The organism is Nocardia sp. NPDC051900 (assembly GCF_044452545.1).
GTDB classification, from domain to species: Bacteria; Actinomycetota; Actinomycetes; order Mycobacteriales; family Mycobacteriaceae; genus Nocardia; species Nocardia sichangensis.
Map to the genome: position 1 here is coordinate 169,038 of NZ_JBITBU010000019.1, position 16,761 is coordinate 185,798.

The window sequence follows — 16,761 nt, forward strand, 5'->3', positions numbered from 1 at the left end:
GCGATGAAGGCGGCGGCCGCGTTGCCGAGTGCGGGACCCTGCCCAGGGCCGGCCGGGTCCGGCCCACGAGAATCGGACGCGCGGTCGTCCGGCGTGGGTGTCGATCCCGCCGCGGAAGACCCTTGGCCGGACGGGTTGTGGTGGGACGCAGACGAAGGGTCCGAGTGGCCGGTCACCGGCCGGATCGGTGGATGACTTCCCGAGCCATCGACCGATACGCCTCGGCGCCACTGGATTTCGGCGCCCACGTGGTGATCGGCTCGCCCGCGACGCTGGCGTCCGGGAAACGGACGGTGCGCGCGATGGCGGTGTCGTAGACCAGGTCACCGAACACCTCGACGACCCGCGCCATGACCTGGCGGGAATGCAGCAGTCGAGAGTCGAACATGGTGACCACTATTCCGTACAGGCTCAACCGCGGATTCAACCGGTCCCGCACCTTCTCGACGGTGTCGTTGAGCAGCGCGAGCCCGCGCAGCGAGAAGTACTCGCATTCCATCGGGATGATCACGCCGTCCGAGCAGGCCAAGGCGTTGACCGTGAGCAGACCGAGCGAAGGCTGGCAGTCGATGAGGATGTAGTCGTAGCGGTTGCGGATCGGCTCCAGCGCGCGGCCGAGCGACTGTTCCCGGCCCACTTCGTTGACCAACTGGATCTCGGCGGCCGAAAGGTCGATATTGCTGGGCAGCAGGTCCATGTTCGGGACCCTGGTCTGCATCAGCACGTCGTCGATCGACACCTTGGAACCGATGAGCAGGTTGTGCACGGTCAGGTCGAGATCGTGGTGGGCGACGCCGAGGCCCGCCGAGAGCGCGCCCTGCGGGTCCAGGTCGACGAGCAGGACGCGACGGCCGTATTCGGCCAGTGCGGCACCGAGATTGATGGTGGAGGTGGTCTTGCCGACGCCGCCCTTCTGGTTGCACATGGCCACGATCAGCGCGTCACCGTGCTGGCCGACCGGCGGCGGGTCCGGCACCAGCCGCAACGGCCGTCCGGTCGGGCCGAGCGTCGCGTCCTCCGGGACCGGCTCCACTCCATGGCCCCACAGCGTTTCCGCCGCGGCGTCCGAGTACGGACCCGGTCGCGAGCCCGTAAGCGGCTCCGCCCCAGCACCCATCGGCGGCTCTGCCGCGCCGGCTGTCGTCACGATCCGCTGCTCCTTATACGTCCTTGCCGGTTGCCTCGCCGAGCGTAGCGAGGCCGATCGGTGCCGACCTCGCTTTCGTGCGGTCCAGCTCTCGATAGACGCTACCGCTTGACGGCACTCGAGTGCCGCGCCTGCGCGCGGCGTGTTCGTGCCGCGCTGGTCAGCGCCATTGCGGTCCGCCATCGAAATGAACGTCGAACCGGTCGTGCAACTCGTTCATGCTGTCCCAGTCCGCCTCCCCGCGTGCGATCCGGCCGAGTTGCCGGAAGTACTCGAAGCGGACGATACCGGGGGTGAGCACAGCCAGAAACTCGGCGGGCCCTTCGGCGGTGGCCCCGAAGGCGTGCACCGTGCCCGGCGGAACCACCACCAGACCACCTTCGCTCACCGCGGTCCTGGCGCCGTCGACGAGAAAATCCATTGTGCCGCCCAGCACATAGAAGATCTCGGTCGACTTCGTGTGATGGTGCGGCCGGGTGCCGTCCGCACCCGCGGCCAGGGTCAGCCGATTGGCGCCGAAGAGCCGTTCGGAGTTCTCGCTGTCCTCCAACAGCCGGAAGGAGCCGCCGCCGGGCAGCGGAATCGCCTCGACATCGGACTCGTGGACGATGAAAGACTTTGCCATGCAATTCACCTCGCGTTGTGGTCGGGAACCGAGCCGTCGGTGTCAGCACCGCGCTCACCCGGCGGACCAGCACAACCGGACTGCAGTCCACTTTGTTCCGTCACATCGCGCACGCGGAGTTCCCGACCGCGCAACGGATTACCGGGCGCGCGGATGCGCGGTGGCCCAGACCTCGCGCAGGGTGTTGACCGTCACCAAGGTGTAGATCTGGGTCGTGGTCACCGAGGCGTGGCCCAGCAATTCCTGCACCACTCGCACATCGGCGCCGCCGTCGAGCAGATGGGTGGCGAAGGAATGGCGCAGGGTGTGCGGTGACACCGCCGCCGCGATGCCCGCGCGTTCGGCGGCGGTGTGCAAGACCTGCCAGGCACTCTGCCGGGACAGCCGGGCGCCGCGTACGTTCAGGAACAGGGCTCCCGCGTTGGCTTTTCCGCGTGCGGCGAGCACGGGCCTTCCCCGCACCAGATACGCGTCCACGGCGGCGAGCGCGGGCCGCCCGATCGGCACAAGACGCTGTTTCCCGCCCTTGCCGCGCAGGACGACCGCCCGTTCCTCGATGTCGAGATCATCGACGTCCAGCCCGACCGTTTCCGAGATCCTGGCGCCGGTGGAGTACAGCAATTCCAGCAGCGCGCGGTCACGCAGGCCGCGTGGTCCGCCGTCTACGCCCGCAGCGGGATCGCCTTGCCCGCCGCCCGCCGCCTCCAGCAGTTTCAGCACCTGGTCGTAGGGCAGCGCCTTGGGCAACCTGCGCCCCGGCGCGGGCGGCTTCACCGCGTGCGCCACATCGGTGTCGGTCAAACCCTCCGCGGCGGCGAAGCGATGCCAGCCGCGCACCGCGATCAGCGCGCGGGCCACCGAACTCGCCGCCAGCGGCGGGTGCCCGGGACCGCCCGAGCGCAGCGCCATGGTGAACTCCGCGACGTCGGACTCGTCGACCCGGTCGAGCGAGCCGATGCCGCGCCCGGTCAGGAAGTCCAGATACCGACCGAGATCACGCCGGTAGGCGTTCAGGGTGTTGGGCGCGACGCCGCGCTCGACGGTGAGGTGGTCGAGATAGGTGTCGAGCTCGCGACCGAGCACCTCCGGTCAGTCTTCGGACTTCTGGGCCGCCTTGCGGCGGAGGAAATTCGTCGGCTGCCCGTCCCATGGCGCGTCCGGCGGCCGCGGTTCGATGCCGTCCGCCCGCGCGGCCGCCAGCGCGAGCACGCCGGCGACCGCGGTGGCGTTGACGATCTCCCCGCTCAACGCCGCGCGGACCGCCGCGTCGACCGGCATGCGGACCACTTCCAGGTCCGCCTCCTCGAATTCCGGTTCCGGACGATCGGTTTCGTACAACCCGCGAGCCAGGTAGATCCGCAACGCTTCGTCGGTGAACCCGGGCGAGAGCGCCACGTCCACCAGCACCGCCCATTCCCGGGCGGCCAGCCCGGTCTCCTCGGCCAGCTCACGACGCGCCGCGAGCAGCGGGTCCTCCCCGGGCACGTCGAGCAAACCGGCGGGCAGTTCGAGCAGCCGCCTGCCGATCGGATGACGGTACTGGTTGATCAGCACCACGTTGCCGTCGTCGTCGATCGCGGCGACCGCGACGGCGCCGTGGTGCTCGATCACCTCGCGCTCGACGACCCGGCCACCCGGCATCCGCACCTGGTCGAGCCGCAACGCGAGGATCGCGCCGCTGTAGACGGTTCTGCTGGATTCGATCTCGAAGTCGTGGCTGCCCGGCTCGGCAGCGCCCCCGTTGGTCATGCCACTATGCCTGTTCCGCCGCACCCGCCAGTTCTTCGCCCGGAATGTCCACCGGAAGGCGTTCGGCCGCTTTGTATTTCAGCGCCGCCGAGATGAGCGCCGCGAACAGCGGATGCGGGCGGGTCGGCCGGCTCTTCAATTCAGGGTGCGCCTGCGTGGCGACGAAGAACGGATGCACGTCGGCGGGCAGCTCGACGAACTCGACCAGGTGCCCGTCCGGCGAGGTGCCGCTGAACTTCAAGCCGCTCTCGGCGACCTTGTCGCGATAGGCGTTGTTCACCTCGTAACGGTGGCGATGACGCTCGGAGACGTGCTCGCTGCCGTAGGCCTGGGCGACGACCGAGCCCTTCTCCAGGGTCGCCGGGTAGGCGCCGAGCCGCATGGTGCCCCCGAGGTCGGCCTCACCTGCCACGGCCTGCTCCTGGTCGGCCATGGTGGAGATGACGGGGTGCGGCGTGTCCGGTTCGAATTCGGCCGAGTTGGCCTCCGCCAGCCCCACCGTCCGCGCCGCCTCGATCACGACGCACTGCAATCCGAGACACAAGCCGAGCAGCGGAATGCCGCGGGTACGCGCGTAGTGGATCGCGCCGACCTTGCCCTCGATGCCGCGGATGCCGAAGCCGCCGGGAATCAGCACGGCGTCCACGTCGCGCAGCGCGTGCTGCGCGCCCGCGGAAGTCTCGCACTCGTCGGAGGGCACCCAGCGGATGTTCACCTTGGCCCGCGAGGCGAACCCGCCCGCGCGCAGCGCCTCGGTGACCGAGAGGTACGCGTCGGGCAGATCGACGTACTTACCGACCAGCGCGACCTCGACCGTCTCGCGCGGCGCGTGCACCCGGTCGAGCAGGTCGCCCCACACCGTCCAGTCCACGTCGCGGAACGGCAGGCCCAGCCTGCGCACCACGTAGGCGTCCAGGCCCTCCCGGTGCAGCACCCGCGGGATGTCGTAGATCGACCGCGCGTCCGGCGTGGAGATGCAGGCGTCGACCTCGACGTCGCACATCAGCGCGATCTTGCTCTTCAGCCCTTGCGGGACCTCACGGTCGCAGCGCAGGATCAGCGCGTCGGGCTGGATGCCGATATTGCGCAGCGCCGCCACCGAGTGCTGGGTCGGCTTGGTCTTCAGCTCCCCGGAGGGCGCCAGGTAGGGCACCAGCGAGACGTGCAGGAAGAAGACGTTGTCCCGGCCGACGTCGTGGCGGATCTGGCGGGCGGCCTCCAGGAACGGCTGCGACTCGATGTCGCCGACGGTGCCGCCGATCTCGGTGATCACCACGTCCGGCGTCTGGCCCTGCAGATCCGGGCCGCGCATCGCGAGGATCCGGCTCTTGATCTCGTCGGTGATGTGCGGGATCACCTGCACCGTGTCGCCGAGATACTCGCCGCGGCGCTCCTTGGCGATGACCGACGAATAGATTTGCCCGGTGGTCACGTTCGCGTCGCGGGACAGGTCCCGGTCGAGGAAGCGCTCGTAGTGGCCGACGTCCAGGTCGGTCTCCGCGCCGTCCTCCGTCACGAACACCTCGCCGTGCTGGAAGGGGTTCATCGTGCCGGGATCGACGTTCAGATACGGGTCGAGTTTCTGCATCGTGACGCGCAGCCCACGCGCCGTCAGCAGCTGACCGAGGCTGGAGGCGGTAAGACCTTTACCCAATGAGGAGGCGACACCACCGCTGACGAAGATGTGCTTCGTGTCCGTTCGCGCCTGAATCCGTGTTTGACCCACGGGTCTTCACGGTAACACGAATCCGCCCGTCCGTTCGAATGCCACGCGCGTTTGCCCGCCGATCGCGGGACATCGATCAGAGCCCGCGCGGCCGGACTGTGGGGCGCGTCTCGTCGCGGTCGCCGACGTGCGGAGGAAGCGGGTGCCGCGACGCCCGTGATAGCGATCGATCCGGTCCCGGCGCGCGCATCCTCCAGTTGCCCGACGACAGTCTTCCGGCTGGTCAGCCAGGCACGACGGCCAGTGTGAGCGAGGCGGCCTTGGCGCCGGTGCCGTATCGTCCGGCGCCCCCGTTGAGCTGTTCGGTGAGCGCGAGCGCGGTCGTGACCCGGCCGAGCTCGCGCTCGACATTGTCGACGGTGCTCACCTGCGCCGCGAGCGCCGCGTCGGAGCGGACCACGGCGATCGGCCCCTGCCCGTCGGCGGCGCCCGCGCGACCGGCGAGCACCACTCCCGCACCCCGGCCGCGCAGAGCGCCCGCGAAGCGCGCGGTATTCGAGCCGACGCCGTCCCGGGCCGCGGCGGCGCCATCGCCGGTGATCACGACCGCGAGCTGCGCGGGTCGCACCGGCGTGTCGCCGTAGGCGAGGAAGCCGCCGCCGCGCAGGGTCTCCAGCACCAGCCCGAGTTCCTCCGGGGTGCTCCGGGTTTGCCCGTTGGCCGGATCGAGCAGCAGTACCAGGCCGAGCAGATCACCGGCCATGCTGCCCTGGTCCACCGCGCCGGTACGCAGCTGCGCCCCGGCCGGGATGACGTTCGTGACGGCCGTGCGCATCCGATCGCCTTCGCTGCCGTCGGCGAACGCCTCGGTGAGCGCGATCCGTCCCGTGACGCCCGCGCCCGCGGCCGCGAGCGCTCTGGTCACCGCGTCGACGTCCCCGGGATCGGCGTCCGGGGTCGTGAACACGACGACACTGCGGTCGGCCAGCGCACCGCCGAGAATGCGGCCCGACGAACCGGCGATGAACCGGTCGGCGGCCGTGGTCTGCTCGTCGAGCAGGCGGTTCCGCTCGGTCAGTGCGTCGACCTGCTGCCGCAGGTCGGCCTTGTCCGCCCGCAAGCCCGACAGCAGATCCGCCGCGAGCGTCTGGGATCCGAGCACCACACCGATCGCGAGCGCGAGAAAGATCGCGACGATCGAGATGGCGTGCTGGCGCATCGAAATCATCGTTCTCCTCAGAATTCTCGAGCTCCGACTTGCCCCTGCGCCCACCGCGCGAAGCGGTTCCAGTTGTCCACACCCCAGTCCAGGACGTCGCCACCGCTGTTGGACGCCAGCAACACGACGATCACCGCGACCAGCGCGGCGAGCACCACCAGCGCGACGGCGACTCCGGACACGCGGTTGCGGTACAAGGTGGCCACCGCCTTGGCGTCCATCAGCTTCGTGCCCACCTTGAGCCGAGTCAGGAAGGTGGCCGGATTGCTGTCGCGGCGGCCCCGGTCGAAGAAGTCGTCGAGCGAGGCGGGCGCTCCCGCGGTGACGATCAGCGCGGCTTCGTGATGCTCGGCCAGCAGCAGCGCAAGATCGGCGGGCGAACCGGAAGACGGGAAGGTCGTCGCGCCGATGCCGAGGTCCTGGATGCGTTCGAGGCCCTTGGCGTGGCCATCGGTGTCGGCGGGCAGGATCACCTCGGCGCCGCACTTCATCGTCGCGGTGGTGATCTCCTCCGGATCGCCCACGATGACGTCGGGCCGGTATCCACGCCTGCGCAGGGTGTCCGCGCCGCGCCCCACCCCGATCAGGATGGGGGCGTATTCCTTGATGAACGGCTTGAGCCGTTGTAGATCCTCCGCGTGGTCCGGTCCGTCGGCGACGACCACCACGTGCCGTTGCTTCATCACCAGATCCAGTTCCGGGACGCCGAACCCGTCGATGAGCAGCGCGCTCTCGGTCCGGATGAACTCGATGGTGTTGCCCGCGAAGGCCTCGAGGTGATCGGCCAGACCGTTGCGCGCCTCGATCATCCGCTCCGCGATGGCAGGCCCGGTGAGCTCGATGCCCTCGACGAGCACCTCGGGTTCCTTCTTGATCAGCCGATCGGCGTAGACCACGCCACCGTCGACGCGGACCTTGACACCGTCTTTGATCCGCTTGAACGCATCCGAACTCACCGTGTCCAGCAGCAGGATCCCGTGGGACACGAGCGCCTCGGGGCCCAGGTTGGGGTAACGGCCGGAGATGGACGGCGAGGTATTGATCACCGCGCCGACGCGTGCCTCGACCAGCCGGTCGGCGGTCATCCGATCGAGGTCCATCTCGTCGAGGACGACGATGTCGCCCGGCCCGACCCGGCCGAGCAGCCGCCGGGTGTCGCGATCCACCCGGGCCGTCCCGATCAGACCAGGAAGCGTTTCGGTGTTTCTCGACAACAGCGCCGGCATCTTCATGCAGCGATGATGACCGCAAACCCTCAACCATTGGTGGAGGCGCGCCGTCTCACGCAGCCCCATTCGGTATCACGCTATGCACTGGCAATTCCTCAGCCGACCGCACTGCCTTCACTCGGCTCACCGAGCGATCCCTGCATTTGTGCAGCAAGGCGGCGAATTACCTACAAACTGCCGAAGGCAGGTCAGCAGGTAATCCCCACAAGCGACCCCAATCAGCAATCGAGTTGCGAATCCCGCTTCGAGTCACACTGATTGCGCGACACAGTGCGCTTTCAATACATAGCGAATAGCTCGCTACTCATCACTGGAAGCGATCTGGTGCGGAGCGACGTCGACAGCACGCGAGGACTCACCGCGCCCATCGCTGCGGCGGAGTTCGCGCCTCGATCACCGGTCAGCACCACTTCGCCTGCGGACGGCACACAGTCCAGCCACTGCCGTCCGGGCGTTGTGTGCAGGACCAGGCCGTTTCGCCGGAGCCGTCGCTCGCACCACTTTCGTCGGGTCGCGGCATGTTCTGCCGGTGATACTCACGCAGGGCATGCTGATGCTCGTTCTGTCGCAGCGGATTCGGGTCGGAGTGTCGGTATCCGAACGGATCGATCTTGTGCCACCCCGTCGAGTCGCCGTGCGAACCCGAACGCCCTGAGTGATCGGAGCGCGACAAGGACTCCGCGGCAGCGCCGCCCGCCGCGGCGACCGTTCCGGCGGCGAGACCGGCGACGAGCAGCGCGAATGCGCCCTTCTTCGGCCTTTCCCGGCCACCTCCGGTCGCCGAGCCGCGACGACCCGGTTCCCCCGTCGCGATCGTCACCGTAAGAACACTGCGCATGATGGCCCCTTTGCCTCGGCGCTTCCCATGTCCAGCGGAATTCACCCGCCGTTCACTTACTGACTTCAATAGTAGATTACTAAACGGACATTACGGACACGGATTCGCTCGACATCTACACCAGACCCGAAAATCCTTGATACACAACCTTCTGACCGCAGTGGACTACCCGTCGCTCCGGGGCCACCCTCGGGTCCGGCAACCAAGATCCGCATCCGTGACTAGACATTTCACGGACCTAACCAGTAGATCTGACCGGTTATGCGCTCGACGCCCGTCGTCACAGCGCATCGACTCGGACACTTCGCGCCCCGGCGGCAGCGGCGCGGAACACCGGCCACCCGAACGGCTCGCCGCCGATTGTGATGCGGACGACACGATCACCGAGCCGCGCCCGCTGTACCTATATGCTGCCCGTCACACGTAACTGGAAGAGGAGAATTCATGGCCAGCACCACCGTCGACGCCGTCATCGCCGCCCCGCGTGAGGTCGTGTACCGGCTCTTCGCCGACCGCGAGAGCATAAGCCCCTACATTCCGGTGCAGGTCAAGCTGGTCAAACCCGGCCTGACCGAGCGGGAGGGCGTCGGCGCGCAACACCTGATCGGCCTCGGCCCGGTCGGTGTCACGGAGGAGATCACCAAGCTCGTGCCAGGTGAGCGAATGGAGTACAAGATCGTCAAGGGCGCGCCGGTGAAGCGGCACGTCGGCATCGTCACCTTCGCCGACGCCGACAACGGCACTCTCGTCTCCTACACGATGGAGTCCGATCCGTCGCTTCCGGTGCCGACCAAGGTGCTCGAGTTCGGTTTGAAGAACCTGATCGGCCAGTTCATCAAAGGCGCGCAGAAAGCGGTGCGCTGACCCGCGCGCTCAGCGCGTGGCCACCTCGGCGCCCGCCTTCTCGGCGCGCGCCGTCGCCAGCAGTTCCTCCGCGTGTGCCCGGCCGGTCTCGGTGTCGTCGAGACCGGCCAGCATGCGCGCCAGCTCCACCACCCGCTCGTCGTTGGTGAGCGCACGGACGCCACTGTTGACAGTGCCCTTGCCGTCGTCGGATTTGTCGACCACCAGGTGGGTGTCGGCGAACGCCGCCACCTGCGGCAGATGGGTCACCACGATCACCTGGTGGGTACGCGCCAGCCGGGCCAGCCTGCGGCCGATCTCCACCGCGGCTCGCCCGCCGACGCCCGCGTCGACCTCGTCGAACACCATCGTCGCTCCATGCTCGGACCCAGCGAGCACCACCTCCAGCGCCAGCATCACCCGGGACAGCTCACCGCCGGACGCGCTCTTGCTCAACGGCAACGACTGCGCGCCCGAATGCGCGGCCAGCCGGAACTCGGCCTCATCGACGCCTGTGGACCCCGCGTGCAATTCCTTGCCGTCGACAGTGAGCGGCGCGGAGTCCTGCGCGCCCGCGAGCATCGGCCGCACCTCGACCTCCAGACGCGCCTTGCCCATGGCGAGACCACCCAGCTCGGCACTCACCGCGGTCGCGAGCTTGCCCGCCGCCTTGGTCCGCGCGGCGCTCAACTTCTTCGCCGCCTCCCGCACCCGTTCCGCGGCGGTGTCCACCTCGGCGGCCAGCTTGGCCAGCGCCTCCTCGGAAACGTCCAGCGAGCCGAGCCGGGTGCGCGCCTCCTGCGCCCAAGCCAGTACGCCATCGATGTCCGGCGCGTACTTCCGGGTCAGCGTCTTCAATTCCGCCTGGCGGGTGAGCAGCGAATCCAGCGCACCCGGATCCGAAGGCAGATCCGAGAGATACCCGCTCAGCTCGGTGGTCACGTCGACCACCACGGCGATGGCGTCGGCCAGGCGCGGCGCGAGCGCGACCAGCGCCGGATCGTCGGCGGCTTCGATGCGGGCGCGCGCGGCGCCGAGCGCCTCCAGCGCGCCGGAACCGTCCTCGGGCGCGTCGGCAGGCCCGGCCAGCGCGCCGTGCGCGGTGGCCGCCGCCTCCCGCAGCGAGTCCAGATCGCTGAGCCTGCGCACCTCGTCGACGATGCGCGCGTCTTCGCCGGGTTCCGGCGCGATGGCGTCGATTTCGTTCAACGAGTGCTCGAGTCGCTCGGCCTCGAGCGCCAGTTCCCGGCTGCGAGCGGTCCGTTCGAGCAGTTCGGTTCTTGCGTCGAGCCACGATCGGCGCAGCACCTGGTATTTCCGCAGCAGCGCACCCACCGCGTCGCCCGCGAACTGGTCCAGTGCCGACAACTGCTGGTCGGGGCGCTGCAAACGCAGCTGATCGTTCTGCCCGTGCACGGTCAGCAGGGGGGCGGTGAAATCGGCCAGCACCGAGGCCGGGACGCCGCGGCCACCGAGATGCGCACGCGAGCGACCGTCGCTGCCGACCGTGCGGATCGCGATGACGCTGCCGTCGTCGTCCTGCTCGGCCGCGGCCGCCTCCAGTACCTGCGCGACCTCCGCGCGGGCGGCGTCGTTGACATCGTCGATGGTGAACCGGCCCTCGACCACGGCACGGGACGCGCCGAGCCGGACCCGGCCCGCGTCCGCGCGCGCACCGCTGAGCAGATGCAGGCTGGTCACCACCATCGTCTTGCCCGCGCCGGTCTCGCCGGTCAGGCAGGTCAGTCCCGCGTGGAACTGCGCGGTCGCCGTGGAAATGACGCCAAGCCCGTCAATCCTGATCTCTGTCAGCACTTGTGCTCTCCGTTCGCCGTCGGCCACGCCAGCCTGTCACGGGCAATTGGAACTTGCGCACCATCCGGTCGGCGAACGGTGCGGAGTCCAGCCGCACCCAGCGCACCGGTCGAGCGCCGCGAACCGCTTCGACCCGTCCACCGCTGGGCAGTGCGAGCGTGCGCCTGCCGTCCAGGAAAACTATCGCATCGTGTCCGGTCGCCACGGACTCGACCGCGATCCGGGAATCCGGGCTGGTCACCAGCGGTCGCGCGAACAGGGCATGGGCATTGCTCGGAATCACCAGCAACGCTTCGAGTTCCGGCCACACCACCGGGCCGCCCGCGGAGAAGGCGTAGGCGGTCGATCCGGTCGGTGTGGAGATGAGGATGCCGTCACAGCCGAACGACGAGACCGGGCGCCCGTCGACTTCCAGCACCACTTCCAGAACTCCCATGCGCGAAGCGTTCTCGATGCTCGCCTCGTTCAGCGCCCATCCGCTGTCGACGACCTCGTCCTCGATCCGCACGGTGACGTCGATGGTCATTCGGTGCTCGATCGTGTAATCACGCCGGACCACCTGCGCGAGCGCCTCGTCCAAGTGCTCGGCCTCGGCTTCGGTGAGAAAACCGATGCGGCCGAGATTGATCCCGAGCACCGGCACCCCGGCCGGGCGCGCCAACTCGGCGGCACGCAGGAACGTACCGTCGCCGCCGAGCACGAGCACCATCTCGCAGCCGACCGCCGCCTCCGCGCTGTGCTCGACCACGCGCACCGGAAAACCGCCCGGCTCGGACTCGAACCGCGTGCTGTCCGCTTCGTCGGCGAGTACACGCAGGCAGATGCCCGCGTCGGCGAAGATCTTCGCGACCCGGTGGGCGGTTTCGATGATCTCCGCGCGACCGGGATGCGACACCAGCAAGATCTCCCGGCCGCAGGGCTCGGCCAGCGCGTTCACTGTGGACCCTCCTCAACCGCACGCTCGACCAGCGCGGCGACCTGCTCACCGTCGTATTCGAACGACCCGTCGTTACGCAACCACAAGAAGTATTCGACATTGCCGGACGGGCCCGGCAGCGGGCTCGCCACGACACCGGCGGTACGCATGCCCAGTTCCGCGGCCGCGGCCGCCACCGTGCGCACCGCCTCGGCGCGCAACGCGGGATCACGCACAACACCGCCCGAACCGACCCGCTCCTTGCCGACTTCGAACTGCGGTTTCACCATGGGCAGCAGGTCGGCGCCCGGCGCGGCGCACGCGGCCAGCGCGGGCAGCACCAGGCTCAGCGAGATGAACGACAGGTCGCCCACCACCATTTCGACCGTGCCGCCGATGGTTTCGGGCGTCAGGTTGCGCACGTTGGTCCGATCGAACACCCGGACCCGCTCGTCGTTGCGCAGGCGCCAGACCAGCTGGCCGTAGCCGACGTCGACCGCGAGGACCTCCCGCGCTTCCCGTGCCAGCAGCACGTCGGTGAAACCGCCGGTCGAGGCGCCCGCGTCCAGACAGCGCTTACCCGCTACGGACAACCCGTCCTGCTCGAACCGCTCCAGCGCCCCGAGCAGTTTGTGCGCACCGCGCGAGGCCCACGACACCTCGTCGGGCTCGTCGCGGACCACCAGCGGGGTGCCCGTCTCGACGGCGGTCGCCGGCTTCACCGCGACCGTTCCAGCTATCAGGACGCGGCCCGCGCCGATCAGCTCGACCGCGTGTTCTCGCGATCTCGCCAACCCGCGGCGAACCAGTTCCGCGTCCACCCGCGCGCGCCTGGCCACCTCAGATCTTGTCCACCGTGGCCAAGGCCTGTACCAGCACGTCATGTGCCTGCTCCAGGATGCGAGCGCGACGGGTGATGTCGACTCCGGCTTCGGCGCTGTCGGTCGCGACTCCGCTTCGGCCGGGGTAGTCGAGTTCGGCGAGCAGGCTGTCGACCTCGCCGCGGATTCGATCCGGGTCGGCAGGCTCCGGGCGCCCTTGCGCACCCGGCAGGTGCTGACCGGGCAGTGGGGCCCCTGGGCGGGGACCCGGTGCACCGGCGCCCGTACCGGGGCCGTGCGGACGAGGCGTTGGAGTAGTCATCGTGGCGTCAACGCTATCGGATTTCCGAATCGGACGCGCGGACCGTCACAGCTCGCCCCGGGTTGCGCTGAAGCATCTCACCGAGATCGGCTTCCGGCTCGGCGGCAACGACCGCGTGGTTGAGGGCGTCGAGCGAGTCGGCGACATATGTCGGGATCTGCCCGTCCGGGGCTTTCCGGAGTTCGTCCAGCGTGCTGACACCGGTGAGCACAAGCAACGAGTCCAGACCGACTCGGTTGGCGCCCTCGATATCGGTGTCGAGGCGGTCGCCCACCACCAGAGCGGAGCGGGAACCGGCCCGGACGAGCGCGTCCTCCAGCAGCGGCGCATACGGTTTGCCCGCGACGATCGGCTCCCGATCGGAGGCGGCGCGCAACGCCGCGACCATCGCACCGTTACCGGGCGCGAGGCCGCGTTCGTTCGGCAGGGTCCGGTCGGTGTTGGCCGCGATCCACAGTGCGTCCGCGCGCAGGGCGTAGGCGGCTTCGGCGAGGTCCGGCCAAGAAGTGTGGGGTGAATGTCCTTGCACCACAGCGGCGGGCGCGGCCCCGTCGAAGCGCCGGATCGGCCGAAGTCCGACGCCGTCCACCTCGGCGGCCAGGTCGTCGGTGCCGACCACCAGCACGTGCGCACCCGGGTCGAGCCGCTCGGCCAACAGCCGCGCCGCTGCCTGGGCGCTGGTCACCACGTCGTCGGTGGATGCGGGAAACCCGAGTTCGGACAGATGCGCGGCCACCACCTGCGGTCCGCGGCTGGCGTTGTTGGTGACGTACACCAGCCGCTGGTCCGCCTGCCCGTCCGCCGCCAGCGCTTCCGGCGCCCCTTCGATCACCGCGTGACCGCGATACAACGTGCCGTCCAGATCCAGCAGCAGGGCTCGGTAGCGCTCTCGTAGTCGCTTCACACCACTCTCACTCCGTGTCACCGATCGGCGCCGTGCCGACGCATCACCGCCGGACCCGCCGTCCGCCGAGTCCGAGACACCGACACTACGCCAGCGAGCGGACCGGAAAGACGTGGCGTCAGCCACTCCCGTGACGTCGGATCACATACCCCGACGGCGGTTTCCGACCAGCGGCCTCGTCCTCGATACGCCCGCGTCCGCCGGGCAATTCGCTCCGGACTCGGTATCACCGGGAGCGACCCGGACACGGGGGTGAGGTCATGCAGTCGAAATCGCCTCAGCGCGATGCCGACAGGCTGCACAACCCGAAACGATTGAGGTCCGCATGCGCAGTGTTCTTCCGGTGACGATCGCGGCAGTGGGAGCGGGTTGTCGCGGCCCGGCGACCAGAGGCGGCCGGGAAAGTCGAAGAAGGGGGCATTCGCGCTGCTCGTCGCCGGACTCGCCGCGGGAACGGTCGCCGCGTCCGACAGAGGGCACATTCGGACGGCCCACGATCCGCCTCGACCGGGCCGAGTCCCGGCGACGATCTCGCGGGACCGGCACAGCATGGGCAACGCAGCTTCCGTACACCGCAGCGTCTCGGGTCGCCCGTAATCCACGAGATGAGCCTGCCGGTTCTCCGGTCGAGACCGCGCCGCACCCGATCCGCCACGACGGACCGCGGAGGCCCACCCATCTCCGCGGGCCCAGTCACGGCGACGACCTCGCGGGACCGAGCACAGCATGGGCAACACAGCTTCCGTACACCGCAGCGTCTCGGGTCGCCCGTAATCCACGAGATGAGCCTGTATGCTCGGCAACTCCGCCATGACGGGCCGTCGAGGGTAGCCCGCCTCCGCGGCTGCGATCGCAGGTTCAGATGTCGGTGTCGCCCGTAAGTTCGGCGGCGCGTTCTTCGGCGTCCGTCTCCGCGTCCAAGTCTGCGGAGGCGGCGTTCAGGAACCAGGTGAGGCCCTCGTCGGTTCGGCCGGCGGCGACCAGGGCGTCGGCGTAGGCGTAGAAGAGGCGGGCCGCGGCCGAGCCCGTCCGAGACGGGTCCAGATCAGAGGTCTGCAGGGTCACGACGGCCTGGTCGTACTGGCCCAGGTCCATGCGCGCGCCTGCCACGACGATGCGCAGTTCGGCGGCATCGTCTCCGCGCAGGGCGCGCGCCTCGTCACTGCGACCGAGCTCGATCGCGCGCTCGGGACGCCCCAGGCCGCGCTCGCAGTCGGCCATGACCGCGAGCAGCCCCGAGCCACCGGACATCCGGCGCGCGGTACGCAACTCCGACAAGGCCTCCGCCCATTCACCGGCGTGGTAGGCCACCACTCCCGCGGTCTCGCGCACGACCGCGATCCGCCCGGCACGCTGCCGTGCAGCCCTGGCATGCGCGAGAGCGAGCCCGGGATCGTCATCGAGCAGCCGCACCGCCATCACCAGGTGCCGGGCGACCGTCTCCGCATTGCCTTTGTCCAAGCTGAGCAGATCCCGCCGCACGGCGGGGTCGAGATCGGTCGCTTGCACCTCTTCCGGCAGATCGGGTTCTTCCGGCCGCGGCGGGCGGCGGTCGAGCGAACGGCCTCCGCCGACACGAGCGCCTTCGCCGCCCCTGCGGCGTTCCTGCGGCGCCTCACCACGCGGTGCCGATGCCTCGCGGCCCACGTCGCGCCGACCTTCCCGGTCCGGTCCCTGGCGACGGCGATCGTCGTCACGGCGCTGGAAACCGGACTCCCCACGCCGTCCGGCGTCGCCGCGATCCTCGAAGTCGCCACGCCGCTTGAACGCACCCCGCTCGCCCGTTTCGCCGCGGCGGGCATCACCTCGATCGCCGAAATCGTCACGGCGACGGTCAAATCCACCGCGCGGGGAATCACCACGACGGAACCCGCCGCGACTTCCCGAATCGCCGCCGGGGCGGAAGCCACCCCGCGATTCATCGCGCCGCTCTTCGGAATCACTCCTGCGTTTGAAGCCACCGCGCTCACCGGAATCCTCGTACCGCTTGGAACCACCGCGGTCGCCCGGACCGCCTCGACCGGCGGCGCCACGGCCCGTGGGCTCGTCCCGGCGCTGGAAACTCCCGCGCCTGGGCGCGTCACCACCGCGACGAAAACCACCGGTGTCACCGGGCCGGTCGCCGGAGTCCCGGCGGCCGAATCCACCGCGCTCGCCGCCGCGCTTGTCGTAACCACCGCTGTCCCCGCGACGATCGGACCCGCCGGAATTGTCTCGGCGCTGGAACCCGCCCCGGTCGGACGAACCTTCTCGTGCACCGTAACCGCCCGAATCACCGCGGCGGCCGTAACCGCCGCGTTCCCCGGAGTCACCTCGACGGTTGAATCCCCCACCGCGGCGGCCCGCGTCCTGGCTGTCGCCTCGCCGGCCGGACCCTGAATCGGGAGCGCCGCGCCGGAAGGGCTTCCGATCGTCGTTTTGTTCCGGCACGGTGCTCCCTTTCTGTTTCGAAAAGTCGATATTGCCCACAGATTCAATCACGTACCAACGGTGGGGCGCGGGCACGGCGGCTTCGCCGAAGCTCCATCAGGTGCTCAAACGACGATAGGGGACCCAGAGTCTGGGTCCCCTATCGTGAAAGGATGTTCCGGCGGTGTCCTACTCTCCCACACCCTGTCGAGTGCAGTACCATCGGCGCTGGCAGGCTTAGCTTCCGGGTTCGGAATG

General features: G+C 69.2%; 14 protein-coding genes and 1 pseudogene. 1 reads left to right on the plus strand and 14 read right to left on the minus strand.

Going from position 1 to position 16,761, the window contains the following annotated elements; genetic code table 11:
* Positions 1–172 precede the first annotated feature (172 nt).
* From ACIA5H_RS28925 to ACIA5H_RS28960, 8 genes are all read right to left on the minus strand, one after another.
* The gene (locus tag ACIA5H_RS28925; protein ID WP_379256306.1) at positions 173–1,117 is read right to left on the minus strand and encodes a ParA family protein; all 945 of its coding nucleotides are present in this window, start codon (positions 1,115–1,117) and stop codon (positions 173–175) included.
* A 190-nt stretch (positions 1,118–1,307) separates the two neighbouring features.
* Positions 1,308–1,772, minus strand: coding sequence for a cupin domain-containing protein (locus ACIA5H_RS28930; RefSeq protein ID WP_397078657.1), 465 nt, complete (start codon positions 1,770–1,772; stop codon positions 1,308–1,310).
* Positions 1,773–1,910: 138 nt separating this feature from the next.
* Complete coding sequence (gene xerD, locus ACIA5H_RS28935) at positions 1,911–2,855, minus strand: site-specific tyrosine recombinase XerD (protein ID WP_355080735.1); 945 nt, start codon at positions 2,853–2,855, stop codon at positions 1,911–1,913.
* A 6-nt stretch (positions 2,856–2,861) separates the two neighbouring features.
* Positions 2,862–3,521 carry an NUDIX hydrolase gene (locus tag ACIA5H_RS28940; RefSeq protein ID WP_355080733.1) on the minus strand — a complete coding sequence of 220 codons (660 nt, stop codon included), beginning with the start codon at positions 3,519–3,521 and terminating at the stop codon, positions 2,862–2,864.
* A 4-nt stretch (positions 3,522–3,525) separates the two neighbouring features.
* Complete coding sequence (locus tag ACIA5H_RS28945; protein ID WP_397078660.1) at positions 3,526–5,247, minus strand: CTP synthase; 1,722 nt, start codon at positions 5,245–5,247, stop codon at positions 3,526–3,528.
* Positions 5,248–5,470: 223 nt separating this feature from the next.
* Positions 5,471–6,415, minus strand: coding sequence for a copper transporter (locus ACIA5H_RS28950; RefSeq protein ID WP_397078662.1), 945 nt, complete (start codon positions 6,413–6,415; stop codon positions 5,471–5,473).
* A gap of 8 nt (positions 6,416–6,423) precedes the next feature.
* On the minus strand, positions 6,424–7,638 hold the full coding sequence (gene steA, locus ACIA5H_RS28955) for a putative cytokinetic ring protein SteA (protein ID WP_355080727.1): 1,215 nt from the start codon (positions 7,636–7,638) through the stop codon (positions 6,424–6,426).
* A gap of 397 nt (positions 7,639–8,035) precedes the next feature.
* Positions 8,036–8,473, minus strand: coding sequence for a hypothetical protein (locus tag ACIA5H_RS28960; RefSeq protein WP_397078663.1), 438 nt, complete (start codon positions 8,471–8,473; stop codon positions 8,036–8,038).
* A gap of 444 nt (positions 8,474–8,917) precedes the next feature.
* Here ACIA5H_RS28960 and ACIA5H_RS28965 point away from each other — a divergent pair, with 444 nt between their 5' ends.
* Positions 8,918–9,337: an SRPBCC family protein gene (locus tag ACIA5H_RS28965; protein WP_397078664.1), complete on the plus strand. Its 420-nt coding sequence runs from the start codon at positions 8,918–8,920 to the stop codon at positions 9,335–9,337.
* A gap of 9 nt (positions 9,338–9,346) precedes the next feature.
* On the opposite strand, the gene recN is transcribed toward ACIA5H_RS28965, so the two are convergent.
* The 6 genes and pseudogenes from recN to ACIA5H_RS28995 form a co-directional block, all read right to left on the minus strand.
* The gene (gene recN / locus ACIA5H_RS28970) at positions 9,347–11,131 is read right to left on the minus strand and encodes a DNA repair protein RecN (protein WP_397078666.1); all 1,785 of its coding nucleotides are present in this window, start codon (positions 11,129–11,131) and stop codon (positions 9,347–9,349) included.
* Positions 11,109–12,068: an NAD kinase gene (locus ACIA5H_RS28975; protein ID WP_355080722.1), complete on the minus strand. Its 960-nt coding sequence runs from the start codon at positions 12,066–12,068 to the stop codon at positions 11,109–11,111. The genes recN and ACIA5H_RS28975 overlap by 23 nt, the downstream gene beginning before the upstream one ends.
* Entirely contained in the window at positions 12,065–12,886 is an 822-nt protein-coding gene (locus tag ACIA5H_RS28980; protein ID WP_397078669.1) for a TlyA family RNA methyltransferase, read from the minus strand. The genes ACIA5H_RS28975 and ACIA5H_RS28980 overlap by 4 nt, the downstream gene beginning before the upstream one ends.
* A gap of 1 nt (position 12,887) precedes the next feature.
* On the minus strand, positions 12,888–13,190 hold the full coding sequence (locus ACIA5H_RS28985; RefSeq protein ID WP_379256299.1) for a hypothetical protein: 303 nt from the start codon (positions 13,188–13,190) through the stop codon (positions 12,888–12,890).
* A 13-nt stretch (positions 13,191–13,203) separates the two neighbouring features.
* Positions 13,204–14,094: an HAD-IIA family hydrolase gene (locus ACIA5H_RS28990; protein WP_379256301.1), complete on the minus strand. Its 891-nt coding sequence runs from the start codon at positions 14,092–14,094 to the stop codon at positions 13,204–13,206.
* Between the two features lie 858 nt (positions 14,095–14,952).
* Positions 14,953–16,017: pseudogene (locus ACIA5H_RS28995) on the minus strand (tetratricopeptide repeat protein); the annotation flags it as partial.
* Positions 16,018–16,761: the final 744 nt, after the last annotated feature.